The organism is Novosphingobium olei (assembly GCF_012927405.1).
Taxonomy (GTDB): Bacteria; Pseudomonadota; Alphaproteobacteria; order Sphingomonadales; family Sphingomonadaceae; genus Novosphingobium; species Novosphingobium olei.
The window spans coordinates 107,079-130,057 of record NZ_JABBGM010000008.1; the positions used below are offsets into that span (position 1 = coordinate 107,079).

A 22,979-nucleotide genomic window follows, 5' to 3' on the forward strand; every position below is an offset into this window, starting at 1 on the left:
TTAGAACCGATAAATTAGTCAGTCAAGCAATGCATGGGCGGCGACGCTACGGAAAGCAGGCGTTTCCCCCTGCCAATCCCGGTCGCCTCTTGGCAATGCCATTTGGAGATCGCAGAAGACGACAGGGGCCATGGCAATCCTCAAGCCGCAGTCGCCAGGCGCAGCAGCCGCTGGCGGACGAGGGGCAACTGGTCGTTGCCGAAATAAAGCGTTTCGCCTCCCTTGCCGTCGGGCGCAATCATCGTGGGAGACCCGAACGCGCCGCGCGCGATGGCTTCCTCGGTGTTGGTCCGCAGCGCGTCCTTGACGGGCTGTTGGCTTGCACGGTGAACCAGGTCGGCGCCATCGATGCCGATTGCATCGGCTATGGCAGCCAGCTCGGCGGAATCGTCGATATTGCGGGCTTCGCCAAAATAGGCATCGAAGACGGCGCCTGCAAAGCGGAACAGAGTGTCTTGTTCGGCTTCGAGTGCGCAGCAGCAACGCATCGCATTCACCGACTTGACCGGATGGTAGGGCGAGGGGAAGTTCATCGACAACCCGGCGATCTCGGCCCATTCGCGCAGCCAGGCAAAGCTGCGCTTCATTGCTTTCTGCTCAGGGTCGGCGCGCATCTCGTAAACGCGCGGGTTGACCGCATTGAACACGCCGCCGACCAGGAACGGCCGCCAACGCACCTGCGCGCCCGTTTCGGCAAGGATCGGCTGGACGTTGTTGAACGCAAGGTACGTCCACGGCGAAGACAGGTCGAAGAAGAAATCCAACGTCGCGGAACTCATGCGAGGCCCTTTCCTGCTATGCCGAACAGCGTGCGCGCGGCTTGTGCATCGTCTTGCGGGTTGCGCCGCACCCGCTCAGCACCAAGTGCCACCCCGCGGCGCAGCCCATCGCGCTGCTTGAGCGTATCGTACCAGCGGCGCACATTGGGAAATTCCTCGAGCGGGATGCCTTGCGCCTTCCACGTGCGGATCCATGGCCAGCAGGCCATGTCGGCGATCGTGTACTGGTCCGCAGCGATATGGTCGCGCCCCTCCAATCGCCGGTCGAGCACGCCATAAAGCCGCAGCGTCTCACGCCGATAGCGCTCGGTGGGGTAGGGCAGGCGCTCGGGCGCATAGAGCGCGAAGTGGCCGTGCTGGCCGAGCATGGGCCCCAGGCCCGCGACCTGCCAGGAGAGCCATTCAAGCACTTCCTTGCGGCCGCGCAAGTCGGTCGGCAGGAACTGGCCGGCCTTCTCCGCCAGGTAGACAAGAATCGCCGCGGTCTCGAACACCGGAACCGGCGCGCCGCCATCGGCGGGCGCGGTGTCGACGATCGCGGGGATACGGTTGTTGGGGCTGATGGCCAGAAAGTCGGGTGCGAACTGTTCGCCCTTGCCGATATCGACCCAATGGGTGCGATAGGGCAGGCCGCACTCCTCGAGAAGGATGGACACCTTCCACCCGTTCGGCGTCGGCGCCGTGTAAAGCTCTATCATGTCTGTCTCTCCCCGGCGGCATTGCAGCACGCAAGGGGGAGGGCATCAAGGCCTTGCGGCTTGTCAGTGACCGGGAAAATGCATCAGCGCATCGACCGTCAATCCCGCATCGCGAAGACGGGCTGCACCGTGCAGGTCCGGCAGGTCGATCACGAACAGCGCGTGGGTGACGCTCGCTCCGGCGCTGCGCAGCAGTTCCATCGCCGCCAGGGCAGTCCCTCCGGTGGCGATCAGGTCGTCGACCAGCACCACGCGCTGACCGGCGGATACGGCGCCGGGATCGATCTCCAGCCGGTCCCGCCCGTATTCCAGTGCGTAGTCGATACCGATCGTCGGAACAGGCAGCTTGCCCGGCTTGCGTACTGGCACGAAGCCCAGCCCCATGTGCGCCGCGACCGCAGCGCCGAAGATGAAGCCGCGCGCTTCCATCCCTGCGATCGCTTCTGCCCCGGCGGCGCGAGCGCGGTCGGCAAGGTGGGCGATACTCGCGGCAAAACCCGCCCCATGTCCGATCAGGGTGGTCACGTCGCGGAACAGGATGCCTGGTGCCGGGAAGTCCGGGACAGTGCGGACAAGGTGCTTGAGATCGTCGACGGTCATCATCGCTTCCGCATCTGGATAGGGCCGGCCCTCAGGCCTGGGGGCGTCATATCGCCGGAAACGAAAAAGGCCACCGTCGCCGGTGGCCTTTATTCGTCTCGCGGCTTTGCCGAGGAAGATCAGTGGGCGCTGGCCCAGACGTTCTTCTTCGACAGGTACGCAAGCACGGTAGCGGCAAGAAGGAAGCCCAGCACGGCAAAGCCGGTCTGCTTGCGCTTCTCGAGCTTCGGCTCGGCGGTCCAGGTCAGGAACGCGGCAACGTCCTTGGCTTCCTGGTCCACGGTGGCCTTGGTCCCGTCGGCATAGGTCACCTGACCGTCGGTCAGCGGTGCCGGCATCGCGATGTTCAGGTTCGCGAAGTACGGGTTGTAGTGCAGGCCTTCCGGCGTCTTCGCATCGGGGAACTTCTTGAGAAGTTCGGCCGGCTGCTCGGCATAGCCGGTCAGCAGCGAGTACACGTACTCGGGGCCCTCGTGGCGCGCCTTGGTGATCAGCGACAGGTCCGGCGGGTTGCCGGTGCCGGCGTAGTAGACGGCCGGGATGTGGTCGGCGGGCGTGTTGTCACGCTCACCGGCATCGCCGGTCTTGGCGTCGAAGGTCTTGGCCTTCGTGCCCCACTGCTTGGCGATCGCCTTAACTTCCGGCTCGGAATAGCCGAGGTCGGTCAGGTTGCGGAACGCGACCTGCTTGAGCGAGTGGCAGTTCGCGCAGACTTCCTTGTAGACCTGGAAGCCGCGCTGGAGCTGTGCCCGGTCGAACTTGCCGAAGGGGCCGCTGAACGAGAATTCAACTTCCTTCGGGTGCTTGTAGAACTCGTGCGCGGCGGTGGCCGGCTCGGGCTCGCGGATCGCCTGAATGGCGCCCACGCCGAACGACCAGAGCAGCGCCACGGCGAAGAAGAGGCCAACCAGGGGGCCAAAAAGACGGACCATAGGGTTCTCTTTCTCTCTTACGCTTCGGCTGGCTCAGGCAGCGGCGGGGTTGGCGTTGAGGACTGCGCCCTCGTCCTTGCCCAGCACGGCCTCGGTGATCGAGAACGGCAGCGGCTCCGGCTTCTCGATCGAAGAGACGAGCGGCAGGATGACGAGGAAGTGGAGGAAGTAGTAGGTCGCAGCGATCTGCGAGATCAGCACGTACTTGGTTTCGGCCGGCGAACCGCCGCAGTAGCCAAGCACGATCACATCCACCAGCAGGATCCAGAAGAACTTGCGGAACAGCGGACGATAGTGACCCGAACGCACCGGCGAGGTGTCCAGCCAGGGCAGGAAGAACCACACCAGGATGGCCGCGAACATCGCCAGCACGCCCATGAGCTTCGCCGGGATGAAGAAGAAGTCCGCAGTGAAGGCGCGCAGGATCGCGTAGAACGGCCAGAAGTACCATTCAGGAACGATGTGCGCCGGGGTCGAAAGCGGGTTGGCGGCGATGTAGTTGTCCGGGTGACCCAGCATGTTCGGCGCAAAGAACAGCACCGCGCAGTACAGGATCAGGAACACGCCCAGGCCGAAACCGTCCTTGGCGGTGTAGTACGGATGGAACGGCACGGTGTCCGATTCCTGCTTCACTTCCACGCCGGTCGGGTTCGACGAGCCGGGGATGTGCAGCGCCCAGATATGCAGGATGATGACACCCGCGATCACGAACGGCAGCAGGAAGTGCAGCGAGAAGAAGCGGTTCAGCGCGGCGTTGTCCGGCGCAAAGCCGCCCAGCAGCCACTGCTGCAGCGGATCGCCGATCAGCGGGATCGCGGAGAACAGGCCGGTGATGACCTTGGCACCCCAGAAGCTCATCTGGCCCCAGGGAAGCACGTAGCCCATGAACGCGGTCGCCATCATCAGCAGGAAGATGACCACGCCCAGCAGCCAGATCATTTCGCGCGGGGCCTTGTACGAGGAGTAGAAGAAGCCGCGGAAGATGTGGATGTAGACCACCACGAAGAACGCAGAGGCGCCATTGGCATGCGCGTAGCGCAGCATCCAGCCCCAGTTCACGTCGCGCATGATGTGTTCGACGCTGTCGAAGGCCACGCCCGAGTTGGCGGCATAATGCATCGCCAGGATGACGCCCGTCACGATCTGGAGCATCAGGCAGAAGCCGGCGAGAACGCCGAAGTTCCACATGTAGTTCAGGTTGCGCGGAACCGGGTAACCGGCGCCCACGGCATTGTAGACGAAGCGCGGCAGCGGCAGCTTTTCGTCGAGCCACTGCGTCAGCGGGTTGGCAGGCTTGTACTCGTTCGCCCAGGGAAAGCTCATCGGATCTGTCCTCAGCCGATCTTCACGACAGTGTCGGAAGTGAATTCATAGGGAGGCACTTCGAGGTTCTTCGGTGCCGGGCCTTTGCGGATGCGCGCCGCGGTGTCGTAGACCGAACCGTGGCACGGGCAGAAATAGCCGCCGAACTCGCCCTTCACTTCGCCTTCGCCGGCGCCCAGCGGAACGCAGCCGAGGTGGGTGCAGACACCCATCGTGATCAGCCAGTTGGTCTTGCCTTCCTTGGTGCGCTCTTCCAGCGTCTGCGGATCGCGCAGCGAGGAGGTGTCGACCTTCTCGGCTTCGGTGATTTCCGCCTTGGTCAGGTTGCGCACGAAGACGGGCTGCTTGCGGAACACCGCCTTGATCGCCTGACCCGGCTGGATCGCCGAAACGTCGATCTCGGTCGAGCTTTCGGCCAGGACGTCAGCCGACGCACTCATTTGCGACACGAGCGGATAAAGCACGGCAAGACCGCCCACGCCCGCAAAACTTACCGCCGCGATATTGATGAAATCGCGCCGCCGCACGCCCTCTCCGGTCACTTCCGCCGGATCGATGCTCGCCTCATCAGCCATTGAAATTCCCTGCCTGCTGCCGCCGCGCCCGCGGACCGGGCGCGGTCCAACTTGCCCCTCTTGAACCGCGCGGAAGCGTCGCCAAATGAACCTTGCGGCCAAAGGCGAGCGCTGCCGCTCTGGCGGGGAAAGGCGTGCGCAAGCGCACGACGCCCTACCCCACTTGGCGCGCCTGATAGACGCAAATCCGTCGCTTTGCCAACAGGCTTTTTGGGCAAGGGGAAACCACGGATTCCGGCGTAATTCCGTGGTATCAAAGGCTCACGGCGGGCCCGTCTGCCTGTTTCAGAAGCCCGCACCATCGGGCCAGTGCGCCGCGGCGAGTCCCATCACCTTGAACAGCGCGCCCATCTGGCCTTCGCCGATCAGCCGATCGCGCGCCGCGATCACCGCGTCGGCCTGCTCTGGCGCCGACGCGATCAGCGCATCGGCGCGCGCCTCGATGCCCAGCAGGCGCAGGAATCGTCCCTGTTCGACCGTGCCTAGCCAGCGCACCCCGCGCGACTGGGCGATCGCGGCAAGCGCTGCAAAGTCGACATGCGCGGTAAGGTCCGCCTCTCCCGGCGCGGCAAAGGGATCGACCATGCGATGTGCCCGCACTGCCTGCAGCGTACTGCCAAGCGTGGGCTCGGCATGCCCGTAATCGATGAACAGCGCCGCACCGCCCTGGTTCGCAAGCCGGCCGGCGACCTCGTAGATGACGGCCGCAGCCGCAGGGCACGTTTCGATGATGGCGCCTTCCGGAGCGTCGCCGAATTCGCTCGGCACCGCCGAATCCATCGGTCGATCCCCGACCACGGGCGTCAGCGCTCCGTCGACCAGACCGACCATGCGTTCGCGCCAGCCGTTCGCCGCGCGCACGATCTGTCGCACGGGCAGCGCGTCGATGAATTCGTTGGCGATGATCAGCAGTGGGCCGTTGGTCGGCAGGGTCGATAGGTCCGAATGCCAGAAGGCGTCGGGATGAAGCTCGAGCTGCGCGCCCTTCAGCGCCGTGCTCGCCTCGACGAAGTGGGGCCTCGTTTCGAGCCCGAAGCGCCGCGCGGCCTTGAGCGCATCGCGCGCCAGGGTGCCCCGGCCTGGGCCCAGTTCGACATAGTGGACCGGCGAGGGGCGCCCGGCGCGGATCCAAAGGTCCGCCAGCCACAGCCCCAGCAGTTCACCGAACATCTGGCTGATCTCGGGCGCGGTCACGAAATCGCCGTCGCGGCCCAGCGGATCGCGGCTGTCGTAATAGCGCGCGTTCGATTCGGCCATGTAGTGGGCCACGCTGATTGGCCCCGTATTGACGATCAGCCGCTCGAAGATGCGGCGCAGCGGTTCGCTCACGCGCCGCCCGCTTCGCTCTTGCCCGCCCCCGTTTCCACGACGGGACCGGTCACGCTCGCTCCGGCGTTGCGGTCTGCGCCGGCAAAGGCCACCGCGACAGGTGCACGGTTCAGTGCGCGCAGGATCAGGAACAGGCCCAGCGCCATCATCGGCAGCGTCAGCCATTGGCCCATCGACAGGCCCGAACGATGCGCGAAGTCTTCAAGCTGCGCGTCGGGTTCGCGGAAGAATTCCACCGTGAAGCGCGAAAGCGCATAGCCGAAGCCGAACACCCCGACGAGCAGACCCGGCCGCCAGCGTGCGCGGGTCTTCCAGAACATCAGCAGCAGGACGGTGCCGAGAACGAGGCCTTCGAGCACGGCTTCGTAAAGCTGGCTCGGGTGGCGCGGCATCGGGCCGCCGCCGGGGAAAACCATGGCCCAGGGGATGTCGGGCGTGGTGATCCTGCCCCACAGCTCGCCATTGACGAAGTTGGCGCAGCGGCCGAAGAACAGGCCGAACGGCACGCACACGGCCATGTAGTCGCACACCCGAACGAAGCTCAGGCCCCCGCGCCACGCGACATAGGCGATCGCGATCGTCGTGCCGATCAGGCCGCCGTGAAAGCTCATCCCGCCTTCCCACAGCTTGATCAGGTTTTGCGGATGGGCCCACAGCTCCGGCGCGTAGAACGTCGCATAGCCCAGTCGCCCGCCAAGGATGATGCCCAGCGTTGCATAGAAGAACAGATCGTCGGCATGCCGCTGCGCCAACGGCGCGCCGGGCTGGCGGATCATCTTCGACAGGTGCCAGTACCCCAGCAGGATGCCGGCAAGGTAGGCGAGCGAATACCACTTGATGGTAAAGAAGCCGAGATCGAGCGCGATCGGCGACAGGCCGAGGTCGGTCCACTGGAGAGGCTGGTGCGGTGCGAGCGCGGCTGCCGCGGCGACCGATTGTAACAGCAAGTTTCGCGTCTCCGACAAGGTTGCTTTTCAGGACTATTCCGGCCAGCTTGGGTTCAGCCGTCCGGGCGCCTGTCGCACCGGCTTGTGGCACAGGGAAAATCGGCGGGCAAACCGCAAAAGCCGACTGAGATCGGCCCATGCACTGGAGAGAGACAAAACGCGATGCAGACGCAGCTTGATCGTGAGCTCAAAGCGGTAATGGACGGCCTGATTTCGTCGGGCGGAATGTTCGAACTGACGACCTACCGCAAGTATGGGCAGGACCTGCCGATGATCGCCGCGGCACCGCCGCACCTGGTTGCCTATCTCGCACATTTCTGCGCCGAACATGCCGACAAGGAGTTCATCATCGATGGCGACCAGCGGCTGACATTCGGTCAGATCTATGCCGCCGCGCGCGAAGTGGCAGGCGGCCTGATCGATGGGCACGGCGTGCGCAAGGGTGACCGCATCGGCATTGCCGCGCGCAATTCGGCAAGCTGGGTCGTCGCCTACATGGCGGTGCTCATGGCCGGCGGCTGCGCCGTCCTGCTCAACGGCTGGTGGCAAGGCGAGGAGATGGTCCACGGGATCGACATGGTCGATTGCCGCTACCTCATCGCCGACGGTCCGCGTGCGGCCCGGCTCGAAGGCCACACTCACGGCGCAGAGATTCTGCCCCTGGTACATGACGTGCCGCCGCTCGAAGGGCTCAAGGCGCTGCTCGCCAAGGGGGGTGGCGCGGCGACGGCGTTGCCCGACCTAACCGGCGACGATCTTGCCACGGTGCTGTTCACCTCCGGCTCGACCGGCCTGTCGAAGGGCGCCTATTCGGATCACCGCGGTGTCGTGCAGGGCACCTTCAACTACCTCGCGCAGAGCGTGATGGCGCTGGGCGTTGCCGTGGCGCGTGGTGAAACGCCGCCCGAACGCCAGCCCTCGACCCTGGTCAATGTGCCGCTGTTCCACGTCACGGGCGAAGTGCCGGTGTTCCTCCAGTCCTTCGCCCTGGGCCGCAAGCTCGTCCTCATGGCCAAGTGGGACGTGATCAAGGCGATGGAGCTGATCGAGCGCGAACAGATCAGCTACTTCGTCGGCGTGCCGCTGATGAGCTTCGAGATCGCCACCCATCCCGATCGCGACAAGTACGACCTGTCGAGCTGCGTCACCTTTGCCGCTGGCGGTGCACCGCGCCCGGTCGAACACGTCGACCGTCTGCGCAAGGCGATGCCGCACGCTTTCCCGATCATCGGCTATGGCCTGACCGAAACCAACGGCGTCGGGGCCGGCAACTTCAACGAGAACTACCTCAACAAGCCGAACAGCACCGGCCTCGCTTCGCGCCCGCTGGTCGACATGGCAATCCTCGATGATGACGGCAAGCCGCTGCCGCCCAACACCGTTGGCGAAGTGGCGATCCGCTCGATCGCCAACTTCCTCGGCTATTGGGAAAACCCCGAAGCGACTGCGGCGGCGATCATGCCTGACGGCTACTTCCGCACCGGCGACCTCGGCACGCTGGACGAGGACGGCTACCTGTTCATCGTCGATCGCAAGAAGGACATCATCATTCGCGGCGGCGAAAACATCGCCTGCATCGAGGTCGAAAGCGCGATCTACGCCCATCCTTGCGTCGGCGAAGCCAGCGTTTTCGGCCTGCCCGACGATTTGTATGGCGAGGTTCCGGCGGCCGTCTACCTTGCCAAGGAGGGTTGCTCGGTCACGCCCGACGAACTGCGCGCGTTCCTTGCCGAACACATCGCCGCCTTCAAGATCCCGGTGAAGTTCTGGGAAGTCCACGAACCCCTGCCGCGCCTTGGCACCGAAAAGGTCGATCGGCGTTCGCTTCGTGAGAAGTACCGGGCCGAATGGGCAGAGACTGTAAAGTGAAGACACGCTAAGGGGGTGGGATGACGCTCCCCAGGATTGCCAATCAGCGCGCGATCGTCGATCGCCGCGCCCTTGCCGACGCGGTCGCGACCGTTTCCGCCGAACAGGGCGAAAAGTCGCGGCCGGCCGTCGTCGAACTTCTGCGCGATGCGCTGGCCCGTGGGCGTGACGAACTCGCCCGCCGGCTCGAAGCCAAGCCCTCGGCCGGCTATGAATGCGCGCAAGGACAGGCTTTCCTCGTCGATCAGCTCGTCCGCGTGATCTACGATCATGTCGTCGGCCGGGTCTATCGCGCCAGCAACCGCTCGACGGGAGAGCGCATCGCGATTCTGGCGGTCGGCGGGTATGGCCGTGGCGAAATGGCGCCACACTCGGACGTCGACATCGCCTTCGTTACCCCGATCAAGCCGACCTCGTGGTGCGAGCAGGTGATCGAGGCGATGCTCTATTTCCTCTGGGATCTGGGGCTGAAGGTCGGCCATTCCAGCCGCTCGCTCGACGATCTCGTGCGCATGGCGAAAAGCGACTTGACCATCCGCACCGCGCTGCTCGAAGGACGTTACGTCTGGGGTGACCAGCCGCTTTACGAAGAAGGCTCGCGTCGTTTCTGGGACGAGGTGGCCGCCGGCACCGAACGCCAGTTCGTGGCCGAGAAGCTGGCCGAGCGCAACGAACGCCACAAGCGCCTGGGCGATAGCCGCTATGTCGTCGAACCGAACGTCAAGGAGGGCAAGGGCGGCCTGCGCGATCTGCACACGCTCTACTGGATCGGCAAGTACATCCACAAGGTGCGCGATCCGTCCGAGCTGGTCGACGTAGGCCTGCTCACGGCTTCCGAGTACCGGCAGTTCCGCCGTGCCGAAAACTTCTTCTGGGCGGTGCGCTGCCATCTCCACACGCTGACCAAGCGTGCCGAGGACCGTCTGACGTTCGATCTCCAGCGCGAAGTCGCCATGCGGATGAACTTCGCCGATCGCCCGGGCAAAAGCGCGGTCGAGCGGTTCATGCAGTTCTTCTTCCTGCAGGCAAAGCAGGTCGGCTCGCTCACAGGGGTGTTCCTGGCGCAGCTGGACGAACAGTTCGCGAAGAAGGCGCGCACCGGCTTCCTTGCGCGCTTCAAGCCCAAGCGCACACGCAAGATCGGCGACTTTCCGCTGGTGGCCGACAAGCTGGGCGTGGCTGGCGACGATTTTTTTGCGCAGGACCCGGTGCGGCTGGTCGAACTGTTCACGCTGGCCGACCGCGAGAATCTGGAAATTCACCCTGAGGCGATGCGCCTCGCCAGCCGCGATGCCGGCCTGATCGATGGGGCGGTGCGCAAGGATCCCCGCGCCAACGCGCTGTTCATGGATCTGCTCACCAGCCGCAACGATCCCGAAACGGTGCTGCGCTGGATGAACGAAGCAGGCGTGTTCGGTCGTTTCGTGCCCGATTTCGGCCGCGTCGTCGCGCAGATGCAGTTCGACATGTACCACCACTACACGGTCGACGAGCACACCATCCGCGCCATCGGCCTGCTCGCCCGTATCGAAAAGGGCGAAGAGAAGGAGCAGCACCCGCTGGCGAGCGAGGTGATCGCCAAAGTCTCTTCGCGCCGCGTGCTATACGTCGCAACGCTGCTCCACGATATCGCCAAGGGCCGACGCGGCGATCATTCGATTCTCGGCGCCGAAGTCGCGATGAAGCTGTGCCCGCGCCTTGGCCTCTCGCCGGCCGAAACAGAACTCGTCGCCTGGCTCGTGCGCCAGCACCTTTTGATGAGCGCCACCGCGTTCAAGCGTGACCTTGCCGACTACAAGACCATCGCCGATTTCGTGAATGTGGTGCAAAGCGTCGAGCGGCTCCGCCTGCTTCTCGTCCTCACCATCGTCGATATCCGTGCAGTGGGCCCCGGCATCTGGAATTCTTGGAAGCGGCAGCTTCTGGGCGACCTGTTCCTGTCGGGCGAGGAAATGCTCCGCCTTGGCCACAAGCAGCACGGCCGCGCCGAACGCATCGCTGCCAAGAAGAAGGCGGTCGGCACCTTGCTCAAGGAACGCGACGCGCTGATCGGCACGGTCGGACGCCAGCTTGGCGATGCCTACTGGATTGCCGAGCCCGAGGACATCATTGCACTCAACCTGCAGCAGATGGACGCTGGCCTTGGCGAACCGCTCACGGTCGAGGCGCACTGGTACCCCGCACGCGGGGCCACGCTCGTTACCGTGCTCGCGGCCGACCATCCGGGCCTGTTCTACCGCATCGCCGGCGGCATCCACCTTGCTGGCGGTAACATCATCGATGCGCGCATCCACACGGCGCGCAACGGCACCGCGGTCGACAATTTCCTCGTCCAGGATCCCTTGGGCCGCCCGCTCAACGAAGCCTCGCAGATCGCCCGGCTCAAGACCGCGATCGCCGATGCATTGGCCAACCGGGTCAAGCTCCTTCCCCAGCTCACCGCGCGGCCTTCCGCCCGCGCCCGCGCCGATGCGTTCGAAGTGCAGCCGATCGTGATCTTCGACAACAAGGCGTCGAACCGCTTCACCGTGATCGAGGTCGGCGCGCTCGATCGCCCGGCATTGCTATCCCGCCTGGCGCGCGCGCTGTTCGAAGCGCGGCTGATCGTCCACTCCGCGCATATCGCCACCTACGGCGAACGCGCGGTCGATACCTTCTACGTCACCGACCTGCTCGGCGAAAAGCTCGAGGGCGAGACGCGCACCCGCAGCGTCGAAAAGCGCCTGCTCGAAGCCGCGACCGAGGAAAAGGGGCGCAAGGCGGTCGCCGCCTGATCGTATGGGCGCTTTCTCCTCTCGCCATGACCGCGTAGGCTATCCGCGATGACCGAAGCGCAATACCTGTCCGGACGCCTGCTCCTCGCGATGCCGGGGATGGGCGATGCGCGCTTCGACCATGCGGTGATCGCGATGTGCGTGCACGACGATCACGGAGCACTCGGCATCGGGCTTGGCCAGGTGCGCGAAGGCATTTCGTTCCACGGCCTGCTCAGGGATGTCGGCATCGACCCCGGCGTGGCGCCCGACGTGCCGATCCTGGTCGGCGGCCCGGTCGAGACCGCCCGGGGCTTCGTGCTCCATTCGGACGACTGGGGCGGTGATGGCACCGTTCACGTCGCCGGGCTCTGCGCGCTGTCGGCCTCGCTCGACGTGCTGCGGGCGATTGCGGAGGGGCGCGGCCCCAGCAAATGGCTGGTGGCACTCGGCTATGCCGGCTGGTCGGCCGGACAGATCGAAGGCGAGATGCGCCAGCACGGTTGGCACGCGGTGCAGGGCCGCCGCGAAATCCTGTTCGATACCCCGGTCGAAAACCGCTGGAAGGCCGCTTGGCGCGCCGAAGGCATCGATCCTTCGCACCTCGTCGCAGCCACGGGCCGGGCCTAGAGCAGCTACGCCTGCCCTAGCGTGGCCTCGCTTGGTCTATTCCCCTGCGGTGCCGTGCCTCGCGTGCGTGTCGTGCCATGTCACCAGCCGTTCCAGCCTTCGCAGCAGCGGCAGCGCCATGACTACGCGCCGCAGCAGGGCGCGGTTGCCATAGAGCGCATAGACCACATAGATCCGGCGGTACCGACCGATAGCCTGCCGGGCGGTCAGCCACTCACCAGGCACGTCCTCGCCGAAAGGGCCTGATGCACCCATCGGCATCTCATGCTCGAACCGCCGGCCATCCTTGCCGGTGAACGGCCCTCGCGGATGCCGGCTCTGGTCGGCAATTTTGAAGCGGGTGTAGCCCAGCGCTTGCAGCAGCGCGAATTCCGCCTTCAGTTCGCGCCAGGATCGGCCAGACGTTTCGATTGAAAGATAGCGCGGGCGGAATGCCGTCTCGCCCATTGCCTGAAGGCAGAGGTGGTCTGCCCCTTCGACGTCGATCTTGCAATAATGCGGGCAGCCGTGCGCTTCCAGCATGGTCGAGAAACGGTCGGCTGCAACGTCGATCGGCCGGGATGGCGCGCCGAAGCGGGCGTTGCGTGCGGCCCAGTCGGGATCGGCCGTGCCCCAGTCGCTCACCGTGTCGTTGATGAAGAAGCGCACCGTCCCCTTGCGCGCCGCGATGGCCTGTTCGATGAGGCAATAGTGTCCTTGCTCGATCTCGTCGGCAAAGCGCTTGCGAAGCGCGGCGGCCAATTGCGGATTGGCCTCGACCGCAACCACCCGATATCCGGCCTTCAGGTAAAATGCGCTGTCTTCACCCCGGTGCGCACCCACATCGAAGATCAGATCGGGTTGCGGCGCAGCGCTCATGCCTACAGGGCTAGATTGCGCCGATTTGCTTGGCAAGCGGTCAGCGTTGGAGCCTCCTGACGGCTTCGTCCCGGTCGATCAGCGGCAGCAACGTGTTCATGTCCGGGCCGTGGTCCATGCCGGTCAGCGCCTGTCGCAGTGGCAGGAACAGCGCCTTGCCCTTGCGTCCCGTCGCCGCTTTCAGCGCGCCGGTCAGCGCTGCCCACGGGCCATCGTTCCAGTCTATCTGCGCTGCAACCGTTGCCGCCTGATCCAGGAAGGCGCGCGTTTCGGCGTCGAAGTCCAGCGCCTCGATCGGCCCGGTGATCACCTGCCACCAGTCCGCCGCTTCCCCCACCTGTGCAAGGTTCGGCCGGATCGCTTCCCAGGCCGCCGCGCCCATGCCCTCGGGCAGACGGTCTTGCACCGTCTCGAACGGCAGGGCGTGGACGATCGCCGCGTTGACTCGCGCCAGTTCGGCTTCATCGAAGCGCGCCGGCGCCCGGCCAAAGCGCGACAGGTCGAAGCTTGCGGCGAGCGCGGCGGCATCTAGCGCAGGGTCGACCGGATCGGCCGTTCCCAACCGCGCCAAGAGCGCGACCAGCGCCTGCGGCTCGATTCCTTCGGCCCGCAGTTCCTCGACACCCAGCGAACCAAGGCGCTTCGACAACTTGCCCTCCGCGCCGGTCAGCAGCGCGGCATGGGCAAAGCGCGTGGGATTGGCGCCCAGCGCAGCGAACATCTGCACTTGCGTGGCAGTGTTGGACACGTGGTCCTCGCCACGCAGCACGTCGGTGATGCCCATGGCCACGTCGTCGATCGCGCTTGGCAGCATGTAAAGCCACGATCCGTCGGCCCGGCGCACGACCGGGTCGGACATCTGCCGCGGATCGAAGTGTTGCGGCCCCCGCACGCCGTCGATCCATTCGATCGGGGCATCGTGGTCCAGCTTGAAGCGCCAGTGCGGCTTCTCGCCCGCCGCGGCTTTCGCGGCGTGGTCCGCCTCGGTCAGCGCCAGCGCGGCGCGGTCATAGATCGGCGGCAACCCGCGCCCCAGCAGGATCTTGCGCTTGAGCTCCAGTTCCTGCGCCGTTTCATAGCAGCGATAGACCCGGCCCTGTTCGGCAAGGCGGGCAAAGGCTTCCTCGTAGATCGCAAAACGGGCCGACTGGCGCTCCTCGCCATCGGGGTGGAGGCCCAGCCAGGCAAGGTCGGCGCGGATCGCATCGACATGCTCTTCCCGGCTGCGTGCCGCGTCGGTGTCGTCGATGCGGAGCAGGAAGCGCCCGTCGTGCTTCTTCGCCATCAGCCAATTGTGCAGCGCGGTGCGGATGTTGCCGACGTGGAGCCGGCCGGTCGGCGACGGCGCAAAGCGGGTGACGACGGCAGCAGTGGAGGCGGTGGGGGCGGAGGACATGGCGTTCGCGATTAGGCACTCAGGCCAGCTTTGGCCACCCCCGACCGCTGCCTTGCCGGACGGGTCAGGCGACGGCGGACAAGCTCGCCACCGCATGCCGCGTCGCTTCGTGCAGGGCCTCGTGCCGATCGGTGCGCACGAACCCGTCGAGCATGGCGGCAAAGCCCGCGCGATCGGCGGCGATGGCGCTGCGGGTCATGCCCGCCAGCGTCACTTCGTCCGGAGTCATCGCCAGGCAGCAGGGTCGGTTGACCATGAACGGTTCGGGCCATGTGTGCACGATCGTGCGGACCAGACCGTGCACCGCGCAGGCCGCTTCGACGCTGCGATAGCGCTGCGCCAGATCGGGCACCGGATCACGCCCGGCACGTTCGAACAGGGCGCACAGGCGCATTGCCATGACCAGATGCAGTGCGTTGAGCGAAAGGCCGCGGATGTCGTGCGGCCGGCGGAGCGCGGTGATCGTGGCGGAGGGGGCAGGGGTGGTCTGATCGTTCACGCAACGGACTCCTCTTGCGAACGGTTCGCAAGTTAGAGCGTGCCTTCAGCCTGTCAATGAGAATCGTTCGCAACTACTTTGCTGCGCTGCTCCGTCCGGTGCGAATGCCAGCGCAGACCCATGCCGATGATCGAAAGCAGCATGCCGCCAATCAGGCTGATGGTCATGCCCACGCTTTCCATGACGGACTTGAAGGCCGGGACAGCAAGGAGGATCACGCTGGCAACAGACGTCAGATATCCCCCACCTTTCAGTCGCGAAACCCTGTCCATGCCACCCTTAAGCCGTTCTGAATCCATGCGTAATTGGATACCGACGATCGCGACCGAAGTTCCGCACGCCAAGCTTTACTCCCGGCGGCGCCTGCCGGCGCTTGTATTCGGCGACATTGAGCAGGCGTTCGACCCGCGCCACCGTGGCCCGATCGAAGCCTTCGGCAACGATCTGGTCGACGCTCTTTTCGTGTTCGACGAGGCCGGTCAGGATCGCATCGAGCACGGGGTAATCGGGCAGGCTGTCCGAATCCTTCTGGTCCGGACGCAGTTCCGCGCTCGGCGGCTTGGTGATGATCCGTTCGGGCATGACCGGCCCATCGGGGCCCAACCCGATCTTCGGGCGCGCCGTGTTGCGCCACTTCGAGATCGCGAAGACGGTGGTCTTGTACGCATCCTTCAGCGGGTTGTAGCCGCCGTTCATGTCGCCATAGATCGTGGCGTAGCCGACGCTCATCTCGCTCTTGTTGCCGGTGGTCACCAGCATGGGCCCGAACTTGTTCGACAGCGCCATCAGCGTGGTGCCCCGAATGCGCGACTGCAGGTTTTCCTCCGTCAGGTCGGGCTTGCGGCCTTCGAACACCGGCGCGAGCATGTCGGCAAAGGCATCGACGGCGGGCATGATCGGCACGGTATCCAGCCGCACGCCCAGCATCTGCGCGCACCCGGCCGCGTCATCGAGGCTTTCCTGGCTGGTGTAACGGCTGGGCATCATCACGCACCACACCCGCTCCGCCCCCAGCGCATCGACCGCAATCGCCGCGCAGATCGCCGAATCGATCCCCCCCGAAAGCCCCAGCACCACACCGGGGAAGCGGTTGCGGTTGACGTAATCGCGCAAGGCGGTGACCATCGCGCAGTAGATGTCTTCGGGATGTTCGGCGAGTTCGTGGACTTCGCCCGCTTCGCACCGCCAGCGATGCCCGCTGCCGACAGCAACCTTGTTCCACACGGTGTCTACCACCGCTTCTTCCCAGTCGGGCATCTGTACCCACAGCGCGCCTTCAGGCCCTACGACGAAGCTGGCGCCATCGAACGCGATCTCGTCCTGTCCGCCCACGCGGTTGAGGTAGATCAGCGGGATGCCGGTATCGATCGCCCGGCGTTTGGCCACGCCGTCGATGCGCAGCACGTCCTTGTCGATCTCGTACGGGCTGCCGTTGACGCAGATGAAGATCTCGGCGCCGAGTTCGGCCAGGTGGCGACACACGTCGGGGTGCCAGATGTCCTCGCAGATCGGCAGGCCGAGCATCGCGCCCTTGAACAGCACGGGTTCGGGCAAGGGGCCGGGCAGGAAATGGCGCTTTTCATCGAACGTGCCGTAGTTTGGCAGTTCGTACTTGAAGCGCGTCGCGGCGATCCTGCCGCCCTCCAGAAGGGCAACGCCATTGTGCAGCGCGCCGTCGCGAACGAACACGCTGCCCACCAGCATCGCCGGACCGCCGTCTGCGGTAACCGCGGCCAGCTTTTCAAGCTCGGCGGCCGCGCGTTGGATCAGCGCAGGCTTCTGGATCAGGTCTTCGGGCGGGTAGCCGATCAGCTGCATTTCGGGGAACACGATCAGGTCGGCATGGCGCGCCTTTTCCCGCACGGCGAGCATCGCGGCGGCGTTCGCCGCAAGATCGCCCACCGACTGGTTGAGCTGGGCAAGGGTGATCGTCAGTTTTTCGGCCATGGCTCGGTTCCTAGGGGGCAATGGCGGGCGGGCGCAAGAGTTGCGGGTAATCCGCCGTGAATCGTTGCAAAGCTGTCATCATGGGCTAAGGGCGCGCGAATAGGGATCAGCCAAGGATTCGAGGGAAGCCCATGAAGATCATGTCCGGCAACGGCAACCTGCCGCTCGCGCGCGCCGTCGCGGCCTATCTCGAGCTCCCGCTGACCGACGCGGCGGTGCGCCGCTTCGCCGACGAGGAAGTGTTCGTCGAGATCCACGAGAACGTCCGCGGCGAGGACGTGTTCGTGATCCAGTCGACCAGCTATCCGGCCAACGACAACCTGATGGAACTGCTGATCTGCATCGATGCGCTGCGCCGCGCTTCGGCCAAGCGGATCACGGCGGTGGTGCCCTACTTCGGCTATGCCCGTCAGGACCGCAAGCCCGGCCCGCGCACGCCGATCTCTGCCAAGCTGGTTGCCAACCTGATCACCACGGCGGGCGCCGACCGCGTGCTGGCGGTCGATCTCCACGCCGGGCAGATCCAGGGCTTCTTCGACATCCCGACCGACAACCTGTTCGCAGCGCCGGTCATGGCCGCGGACATCCAGACGCGGTACGGGGGCCAGGACCTGATGGTCGTTTCGCCGGACGTCGGCGGCGTGGTGCGCGCCCGCGCGCTGGCCAAGCGGCTCGACAACGCGCCGCTGGCGATCGTCGACAAGCGCCGCGACAAGCCGGGCCAGTCCGAAGTGATGAACATCATCGGCGACGTGAAGGGCCGGATGTGCATCCTGATCGACGACATCATCGATTCGGGCGGCACCCTGTGCAACGCCGCGCAGGCACTGCTCGATGCGGGTGCGGCGGGCGTTGCCGCCTATATCACCCACGGCGTGCTTTCGGGCGCGGCGGTTTCGCGCGTCGGCAATTCGGCGCTGAAGGAACTGGTGATCACCGATACCATCCTTGCCACCGATGCAACGCGCGATTGCGACCGCATCCGCGTGCTGACGATCGCCCCGCTGATCGGCGAGGCGATTCGCCGCATCGCCGATGAAAGCTCGGTCTCCAGCCTGTTCGATTGAGGCTGCCGCAGGCGTACCTCGGACCCCCAAGTTGACAAAGTTGACAGACTACAAAGGGGAAATGTCAACTTCGCCGGTACCGGCTGCAAGGCAAGCGTGCGCCGCGTGAGGTGGTGCGTCAAGCATCTGCGATCGCTGGATTTATTTTTGCTCATGCCCCGGGCATAGCGCGGCAGGGGCCGTGTAGGACAGCCACCCGCCGATCAGCTTCTCATTGCATATGCAATAAAGCGCGTATCTGCTCTACTGCCAGGGGCGGATGCCGCCCGGCGCGATGCGTTCGATCGTTTCGAGCCGCCGCGCCTGACGCGTTTCGAGGGCGAGCGTCATCAGCGGCTGGGGGCGCGCCATGAACTGGCGCGGGCTCATCCCGAACAGCGCGGAGAAATCGCGGATCAGGTGGCTCTGATCGTAATAGCGCAGGACCAGGGAATCGGCTTCGGCCTGGTCGGCCACGCCGCGAAGATGGCTCGCCATGTCGAGCGCGCGGGCCCGGCGAAGGACCTGCTTGGGCGGAATGCCGAAATCGCGCCGGACGATCCGTTCGAGCCGCCGCTGGTCGACGCCCATGTCGGCAGCGAGCGCCGCGACGGTGGCGGTCGGATCGTCGAAGGCGGCCGCTTCGAACCGGGTGGAAACCGGGTCGGGCTCAGCCGGCTTGCGGTTGAGGATAACCGCGCGCAGTTCCTGCTCCATGGCAAGGACGATCTTTTCCGGGTTCGACACGCCGCTGACCAGGTCCAGCCACCGCTGTGACGAGAATCCCAGTTGGTCGATCTCGATCAAGCGGTCGAGGTGGCTGGCGATCTGACCCAGGCCAAGCGTGGTCAGGCATCCCGGGCGGAAAGCGACACCGACGCTGGTGAAGCTGCCCGTCACTCCGATCGGCATGCGCCGGGTGTTGGGGCCGAAGAACAGGGCCGAACGACCCAGTTCGCGCGTTCCGTCCAGGGTCTGGGCCGTCCACGTGCCGCGAAGCTGGACACGCAGGAAACCGGTGTCGCAGAAAAGTCCGCATTCGAGCCGATAATCTTCCGGCGCATGCACATCGGTGACGTACAGCCGCGCGATCCATGGCGCCAGATCCGGCGTCGGCGCGCGGTTATAGGACAGCGGTTGCCCGTCACGCGTCGCGTGCCCGCTCGGCGCCAGCGTGCGGTCGAAGGCAGGCTGAGCCTGTTCGGTCATGATGCTCCCCGTTTTCGTTACCATGCCGACTTGATAGCCAGCGTGGCCGTCGCGACCCGTGACCTGCGTCACGCCATGACAATTTTGCCCATAATCATGAAATGACCTGTCCTCCAAGCACCAGAATGGAGGTATTTCGTTGCGAAGCATCGCGCGGGGTTGACCGTCCCCGGAGGCTGTGTCCATGCCGGGTACCATGAACCTCGACGACGATATCGCTCTCGCCCTGCGCCTCGCCGACGCGGCCGGCGATGCAATTCGCCCATATTTCCGCAGCGTAACGGCAGAACGCAAGGGAGATGCAACGCCGGTTACGCTGGCGGACCGTGCCGCCGAGGAAGCGATGCGCCGCATCCTGACCGCCGAACGTGCGCAGGACACAGTGATCGGCGAGGAATTCGGTGCAACCGCGGGCAAGTCGAATCGCAGCTGGGTACTCGACCCGATCGACGGCACCGCAGGGTTCCTGGCCGGCCGCGCGCTGTTCGGCACGCTGATCGCGCTCGTGGTCGAAGGCTTTCCCGTGCTGGGCGTGCTGGACCAGCCGATCAGCGGCGAACGCTGGGTGGGCGCGATGGGCCGCCCGACCACGCTCAACGGCAAGGAAGTGCGCGTCCGCGCCTGCCGCCAGCTGTCGGATGCCACGCTGGCGACGACCGGGCCGCACTATTTCGACGATCACCAGGGCGAGCACTTCATGGCGCTGGCCGCCAAGACCGACCACAAGCGCATGGTGATGGGTGGCGACTGCTACAACTATGCGATGCTGGCGACGGGGCAGATCGACCTTGTCTGCGAAGCCAACCTCAAGCTGCACGACTGGGCGGCGCTGGTGCCCATCGTCGAAGGCGCGGGCGGGGTGATGGCCGACTGGAACGGCGATCCGCTGCACGCAGGATCTGACGGCCATGTCCTGGCGCTGGGCGATCCGGCGCGGCTGGAGGACGTGGTCGAGGCGCTTGCCTGCGGGCATTGACCGGCGTGCGCGGGCGGCTGTTCTTCTTCTATGGCACGCTGACCCACGAACACGACAATCCGACAAGCGCAGCGGCGATGCGGCTGCTGGAGCCGATCGGGCACGGGGCGGTGCGCGGGGAACTGCGCGTGGTGGCCCACGGCGCTGGCTGGTATCCGGTGCTCACGCCGCGTCGCCAGGGCGGGTGGGTGCAAGGCTGGCTCTACAGCCCGCGCCAAGGCTTCGACCGGCGGATACTGGCACAGTTCGACCGGTACGAGGAGGCGGACCGGCGCTGGCCGGAATATCGCCGCAAGCGCGTGAACGTACGGATCGGCGTGCGCCGCGTCCTGGCCGAAGCCTATATCCATGCGCGGGCGCTGCATCCGGGCCTGAAGCGGGTGCCGTCGGGCGATTTTTCCGCCTTTGTTGCGCGGTGCGGGGCAAAAAGCTTCGCTTCGGGCACCGGGAAGGGGGCTCGGCGTTGAAGCGGCCATGACCCGCTCAAGCGCTTCTTCCGATCCCCGCCGCGTCATTGTCGTTACCGGAGCCGCCTCCGGCATAGGGCGGGGGACGATGCTTCATTTTGCCGCGCTGGGCTGGCGCGTCGTCGGGCTGGACCTCGACGGCGAGGGGCTGGCCGAGCTTGCGGCGATGCTGCCGCGCAGCGATGCGCTGACGGTGCTTTGCGATGTCGGCCGCGAATCGCAGGTGCGGCGGGCCTTTGCCCGGATTGCGGCGTGGACCGACGGGATTGACTGCCTGGTCAACAATGCCGGTATCGCCGATCCATACTGCGGGCCGCTCGACAAGCTGGCGCTGGCCGACTGGCAGCGCTGGATCGATGCGAGCCTGACCGCCGCGTTCCTGTGCAGCCGAGAGGCGCTGGGATTGCTCCGGGCGCGGGACGGCGCCTCGATCGTTCACGTCGCCTCCACCCGGGCGTTGCAGTCGGAGCCAGAAAGCTTCGCCTATGCCGCGGCCAAGGGTGGCCTGTGTTCGCTCACCCATGCGATGGCGGTCAGCCTTGGGCCGGAACTGCGGGTGAACGCGGTGCTGCCGGGCTGGATCGAGACCGGGCCATGGCAGAGCGGCGACCGCCGTCGCGAGCCCGCGCAAAGCGAGCAGGACAAGGCGCAGCACCCAGTCGGCCGCGTTGGCGAAGTGCGCGACATCGCCGAAACGATCGCCTGGCTGGCCGATGCCGGCTTCGTCACCGGGCAGCAGATCGTTGTCGACGGGGGCATGACGCGCAAGATGATCTACGCGCAGTAACGTCCGCGCTTGCAGTCGGGCGGTTGCGCGTGCAACCTGTTGGACAAGGGTACAACAGGGGTTTGCCATGAAGAACAAGGTGATGATGGCGTCGGTTGCCGCGCTGCTGCTGGCGGGCACGGCGACCGGGGTGCAGGCGCGAACGGTGGTGGTGCGCGCGGGCCACATGATCGACGTCGTGGCGGGCAAGCGCGTCGACGATGCGCAGGTCGTCGTTACCGATGGCCGCATCACTGCCGTCGGCAAGCGTGGCGATGCCGTGCCGCAGGGCGCCGAGGTGATCGACCTTGGCGGGCGCACTCTGCTGCCGGGCCTGATCGACATGCACGTCCACCTGACCGGCGATCCGCGTTATTCCGGCTATCGCGGGCTGGAATACACTGATGCGTTCTGGACCGTGGTGGGCGTGGCGAACGCGAAGAAGACGCTGGATGCCGGGTTTACCACGGTGCGCAACGTCGGTGCCGGCAATTACGATGACGTCGCGCTGAAGCAGGCGATTGCCGAAGGGTACATCACCGGCCCGCGCATCGTACCGGCGACCTATGCGCTGGGCGCGACTGGCGGGCACTGCGATTCGACCGAGTTTCCGCCCTCGATCCACGCCGATGCCCCGGGCGTGGCCGATTCCGCCGATGCGTTCCGTGCGCTGGTGCGCAAGGTGCGCAAGTACGGTGCCGAAGTGATCAAGGTCTGCGCGACGGGTGGCGTGTTCTCGAAGACCGATTCGGTCGGGGCGCAGCAGATGAACGATGCCGAGCTGAAGGCGGTGGTGGACGAGGCGCACATGCTGGGCATGCGCGTGGCGGCGCACGCGCACGGCACGGCCGGCATCAATGCGGCGCTGCGAGCAGGCGTCGACACGATCGAGCATGCGAGCCTCGCCGATGCGGAAAGCTTCCGCCTGGCCAAGGAAAAGGGCGCGGCGCTCGACATGGATATCTACAACGACGACTACATCCTGGCCGAAGGCGAGAAGAATGGCGTCTTTGCCGAGAGCCTGGAAAAGGAGCGGATGATCGGGCGCAAGCAGCGTGAGACGTTCCGCGCCGCCCATGCCGCGGGCGTGACGCTGCTGTTCGGCACCGATGGCGGCGTCTATCCCAACGGCAACAACGCGCTGCAGTTCGCCAAGATGGTCGAATGGGGGATGACCCCGATCGAGGCGATCCGCGCAGCGACGCTCACGGCCGCGAAGTTCCTCGACAAGACGGGCGATGTCGGCGCGATCGAGGCAGGCCGCTACGGCGACCTGATCGCGGTCGACGGCGATCCGCTGGCCGATGTGCGGGCGCTGGAGAAAGTAAGCTTCGTGATGAAGGGCGGCGAGGTGGCCAAGGCCGCCCCGCCGCGCTGAAG

22 protein-coding genes are annotated in these 22,979 nt (G+C 65.7%); 8 read left to right on the forward strand and 14 right to left on the reverse strand.

Translation table 11 applies throughout. The features are described from left to right. Window positions 1–140: 140 nt before the first annotated feature. The 8 genes from HHL27_RS16365 to lgt all read right to left on the reverse strand — a co-directional run bounded on the left by HHL27_RS16365 (window position 141) and on the right by lgt (window position 7,183). The gene (locus HHL27_RS16365; RefSeq protein ID WP_169494461.1) at window positions 141–779 is read right to left on the reverse strand and encodes a 2-hydroxychromene-2-carboxylate isomerase; all 639 of its coding nucleotides are present in this window, start codon (window positions 777–779) and stop codon (window positions 141–143) included. Then, entirely contained in the window at window positions 776–1,477 is a 702-nt protein-coding gene (locus tag HHL27_RS16370; RefSeq protein WP_169494462.1) for a glutathione S-transferase N-terminal domain-containing protein, read from the reverse strand. The genes HHL27_RS16365 and HHL27_RS16370 overlap by 4 nt, the downstream gene beginning before the upstream one ends. A gap of 63 nt (window positions 1,478–1,540) precedes the next feature. Next, on the reverse strand, window positions 1,541–2,077 hold the full coding sequence (locus tag HHL27_RS16375; RefSeq protein WP_169494463.1) for an adenine phosphoribosyltransferase: 537 nt from the start codon (window positions 2,075–2,077) through the stop codon (window positions 1,541–1,543). Window positions 2,078–2,196: 119 nt separating this feature from the next. Continuing rightward, entirely contained in the window at window positions 2,197–3,009 is an 813-nt protein-coding gene (locus HHL27_RS16380; RefSeq protein WP_169494464.1) for a cytochrome c1, read from the reverse strand. A gap of 33 nt (window positions 3,010–3,042) precedes the next feature. Beyond that, entirely contained in the window at window positions 3,043–4,332 is a 1,290-nt protein-coding gene (locus HHL27_RS16385) for a cytochrome b (protein WP_169494465.1), read from the reverse strand. An 11-nt stretch (window positions 4,333–4,343) separates the two neighbouring features. Then, window positions 4,344–4,907: a ubiquinol-cytochrome c reductase iron-sulfur subunit gene (petA, locus tag HHL27_RS16390; protein WP_169494466.1), complete on the reverse strand. Its 564-nt coding sequence runs from the start codon at window positions 4,905–4,907 to the stop codon at window positions 4,344–4,346. Window positions 4,908–5,192: 285 nt separating this feature from the next. Next, on the reverse strand, window positions 5,193–6,236 hold the full coding sequence (locus HHL27_RS16395) for an SAM-dependent methyltransferase (RefSeq protein WP_169494359.1): 1,044 nt from the start codon (window positions 6,234–6,236) through the stop codon (window positions 5,193–5,195). Beyond that, on the reverse strand, window positions 6,233–7,183 hold the full coding sequence (gene lgt / locus HHL27_RS16400) for a prolipoprotein diacylglyceryl transferase (protein ID WP_169494467.1): 951 nt from the start codon (window positions 7,181–7,183) through the stop codon (window positions 6,233–6,235). Before lgt ends, HHL27_RS16395 begins: the two co-directional genes overlap by 4 nt. Window positions 7,184–7,345: 162 nt before the next feature. Between lgt and HHL27_RS16405 the strand changes: the two genes are divergently transcribed. From HHL27_RS16405 to HHL27_RS16415, 3 genes are read left to right on the forward strand one after another with little or no spacing between them, the layout of a single operon-like run. Further along, on the forward strand, window positions 7,346–9,052 hold the full coding sequence (locus HHL27_RS16405) for a class I adenylate-forming enzyme family protein (protein WP_169494468.1): 1,707 nt from the start codon (window positions 7,346–7,348) through the stop codon (window positions 9,050–9,052). A 20-nt stretch (window positions 9,053–9,072) separates the two neighbouring features. After that, window positions 9,073–11,826: a [protein-PII] uridylyltransferase gene (locus HHL27_RS16410; protein ID WP_169494469.1), complete on the forward strand. Its 2,754-nt coding sequence runs from the start codon at window positions 9,073–9,075 to the stop codon at window positions 11,824–11,826. 48 nt (window positions 11,827–11,874) lie between these two features. After that, window positions 11,875–12,435: a YqgE/AlgH family protein gene (locus HHL27_RS16415; RefSeq protein WP_169494470.1), complete on the forward strand. Its 561-nt coding sequence runs from the start codon at window positions 11,875–11,877 to the stop codon at window positions 12,433–12,435. 36 nt (window positions 12,436–12,471) lie between these two features. Here HHL27_RS16415 and HHL27_RS16420 read toward each other — a convergent pair whose 3' ends face one another. From HHL27_RS16420 to HHL27_RS16440, 5 genes are all read right to left on the reverse strand, one after another. Then, the gene (locus tag HHL27_RS16420; protein WP_169494471.1) at window positions 12,472–13,293 is read right to left on the reverse strand and encodes an FkbM family methyltransferase; all 822 of its coding nucleotides are present in this window, start codon (window positions 13,291–13,293) and stop codon (window positions 12,472–12,474) included. A 40-nt stretch (window positions 13,294–13,333) separates the two neighbouring features. Then, complete coding sequence (gltX, locus tag HHL27_RS16425; RefSeq protein ID WP_169494472.1) at window positions 13,334–14,689, reverse strand: glutamate--tRNA ligase; 1,356 nt, start codon at window positions 14,687–14,689, stop codon at window positions 13,334–13,336. 64 nt (window positions 14,690–14,753) lie between these two features. Beyond that, window positions 14,754–15,188 carry a hypothetical protein gene (locus HHL27_RS16430; RefSeq protein WP_169494473.1) on the reverse strand — a complete coding sequence of 145 codons (435 nt, stop codon included), beginning with the start codon at window positions 15,186–15,188 and terminating at the stop codon, window positions 14,754–14,756. 53 nt (window positions 15,189–15,241) lie between these two features. Further along, window positions 15,242–15,460 carry a hypothetical protein gene (locus HHL27_RS16435; protein ID WP_169494474.1) on the reverse strand — a complete coding sequence of 73 codons (219 nt, stop codon included), beginning with the start codon at window positions 15,458–15,460 and terminating at the stop codon, window positions 15,242–15,244. A gap of 7 nt (window positions 15,461–15,467) precedes the next feature. Next, window positions 15,468–17,135: an NAD+ synthase gene (locus tag HHL27_RS16440; protein WP_169494475.1), complete on the reverse strand. Its 1,668-nt coding sequence runs from the start codon at window positions 17,133–17,135 to the stop codon at window positions 15,468–15,470. 131 nt (window positions 17,136–17,266) lie between these two features. Between HHL27_RS16440 and HHL27_RS16445 the strand changes: the two genes are divergently transcribed. Continuing rightward, complete coding sequence (locus tag HHL27_RS16445; protein ID WP_169494476.1) at window positions 17,267–18,202, forward strand: ribose-phosphate pyrophosphokinase; 936 nt, start codon at window positions 17,267–17,269, stop codon at window positions 18,200–18,202. A gap of 243 nt (window positions 18,203–18,445) precedes the next feature. Here HHL27_RS16445 and HHL27_RS16450 read toward each other — a convergent pair whose 3' ends face one another. Then, a complete protein-coding gene (locus HHL27_RS16450; RefSeq protein ID WP_169494477.1) occupies window positions 18,446–19,390 on the reverse strand; it encodes a helix-turn-helix domain-containing protein in 945 nt (314 codons plus the stop codon). A gap of 196 nt (window positions 19,391–19,586) precedes the next feature. Between HHL27_RS16450 and HHL27_RS16455 the strand changes: the two genes are divergently transcribed. The 4 genes from HHL27_RS16455 (at window position 19,587) to HHL27_RS16470 (ending at window position 22,977) form a co-directional block, all read left to right on the forward strand. Beyond that, window positions 19,587–20,366, forward strand: a complete 780-nt coding sequence (locus HHL27_RS16455; RefSeq protein ID WP_169494508.1) for an inositol monophosphatase family protein — start codon at window positions 19,587–19,589, stop codon at window positions 20,364–20,366. A 5-nt stretch (window positions 20,367–20,371) separates the two neighbouring features. Then, on the forward strand, window positions 20,372–20,833 hold the full coding sequence (locus HHL27_RS16460; protein WP_338114929.1) for a gamma-glutamylcyclotransferase family protein: 462 nt from the start codon (window positions 20,372–20,374) through the stop codon (window positions 20,831–20,833). 7 nt (window positions 20,834–20,840) lie between these two features. After that, window positions 20,841–21,620, forward strand: a complete 780-nt coding sequence (locus HHL27_RS16465) for an SDR family NAD(P)-dependent oxidoreductase (protein ID WP_169494479.1) — start codon at window positions 20,841–20,843, stop codon at window positions 21,618–21,620. A 67-nt stretch (window positions 21,621–21,687) separates the two neighbouring features. Further along, window positions 21,688–22,977, forward strand: a complete 1,290-nt coding sequence (locus tag HHL27_RS16470) for a Xaa-Pro dipeptidase (RefSeq protein ID WP_169494480.1) — start codon at window positions 21,688–21,690, stop codon at window positions 22,975–22,977. The last annotated feature ends 2 nt before the right edge of the window (window positions 22,978–22,979 follow it).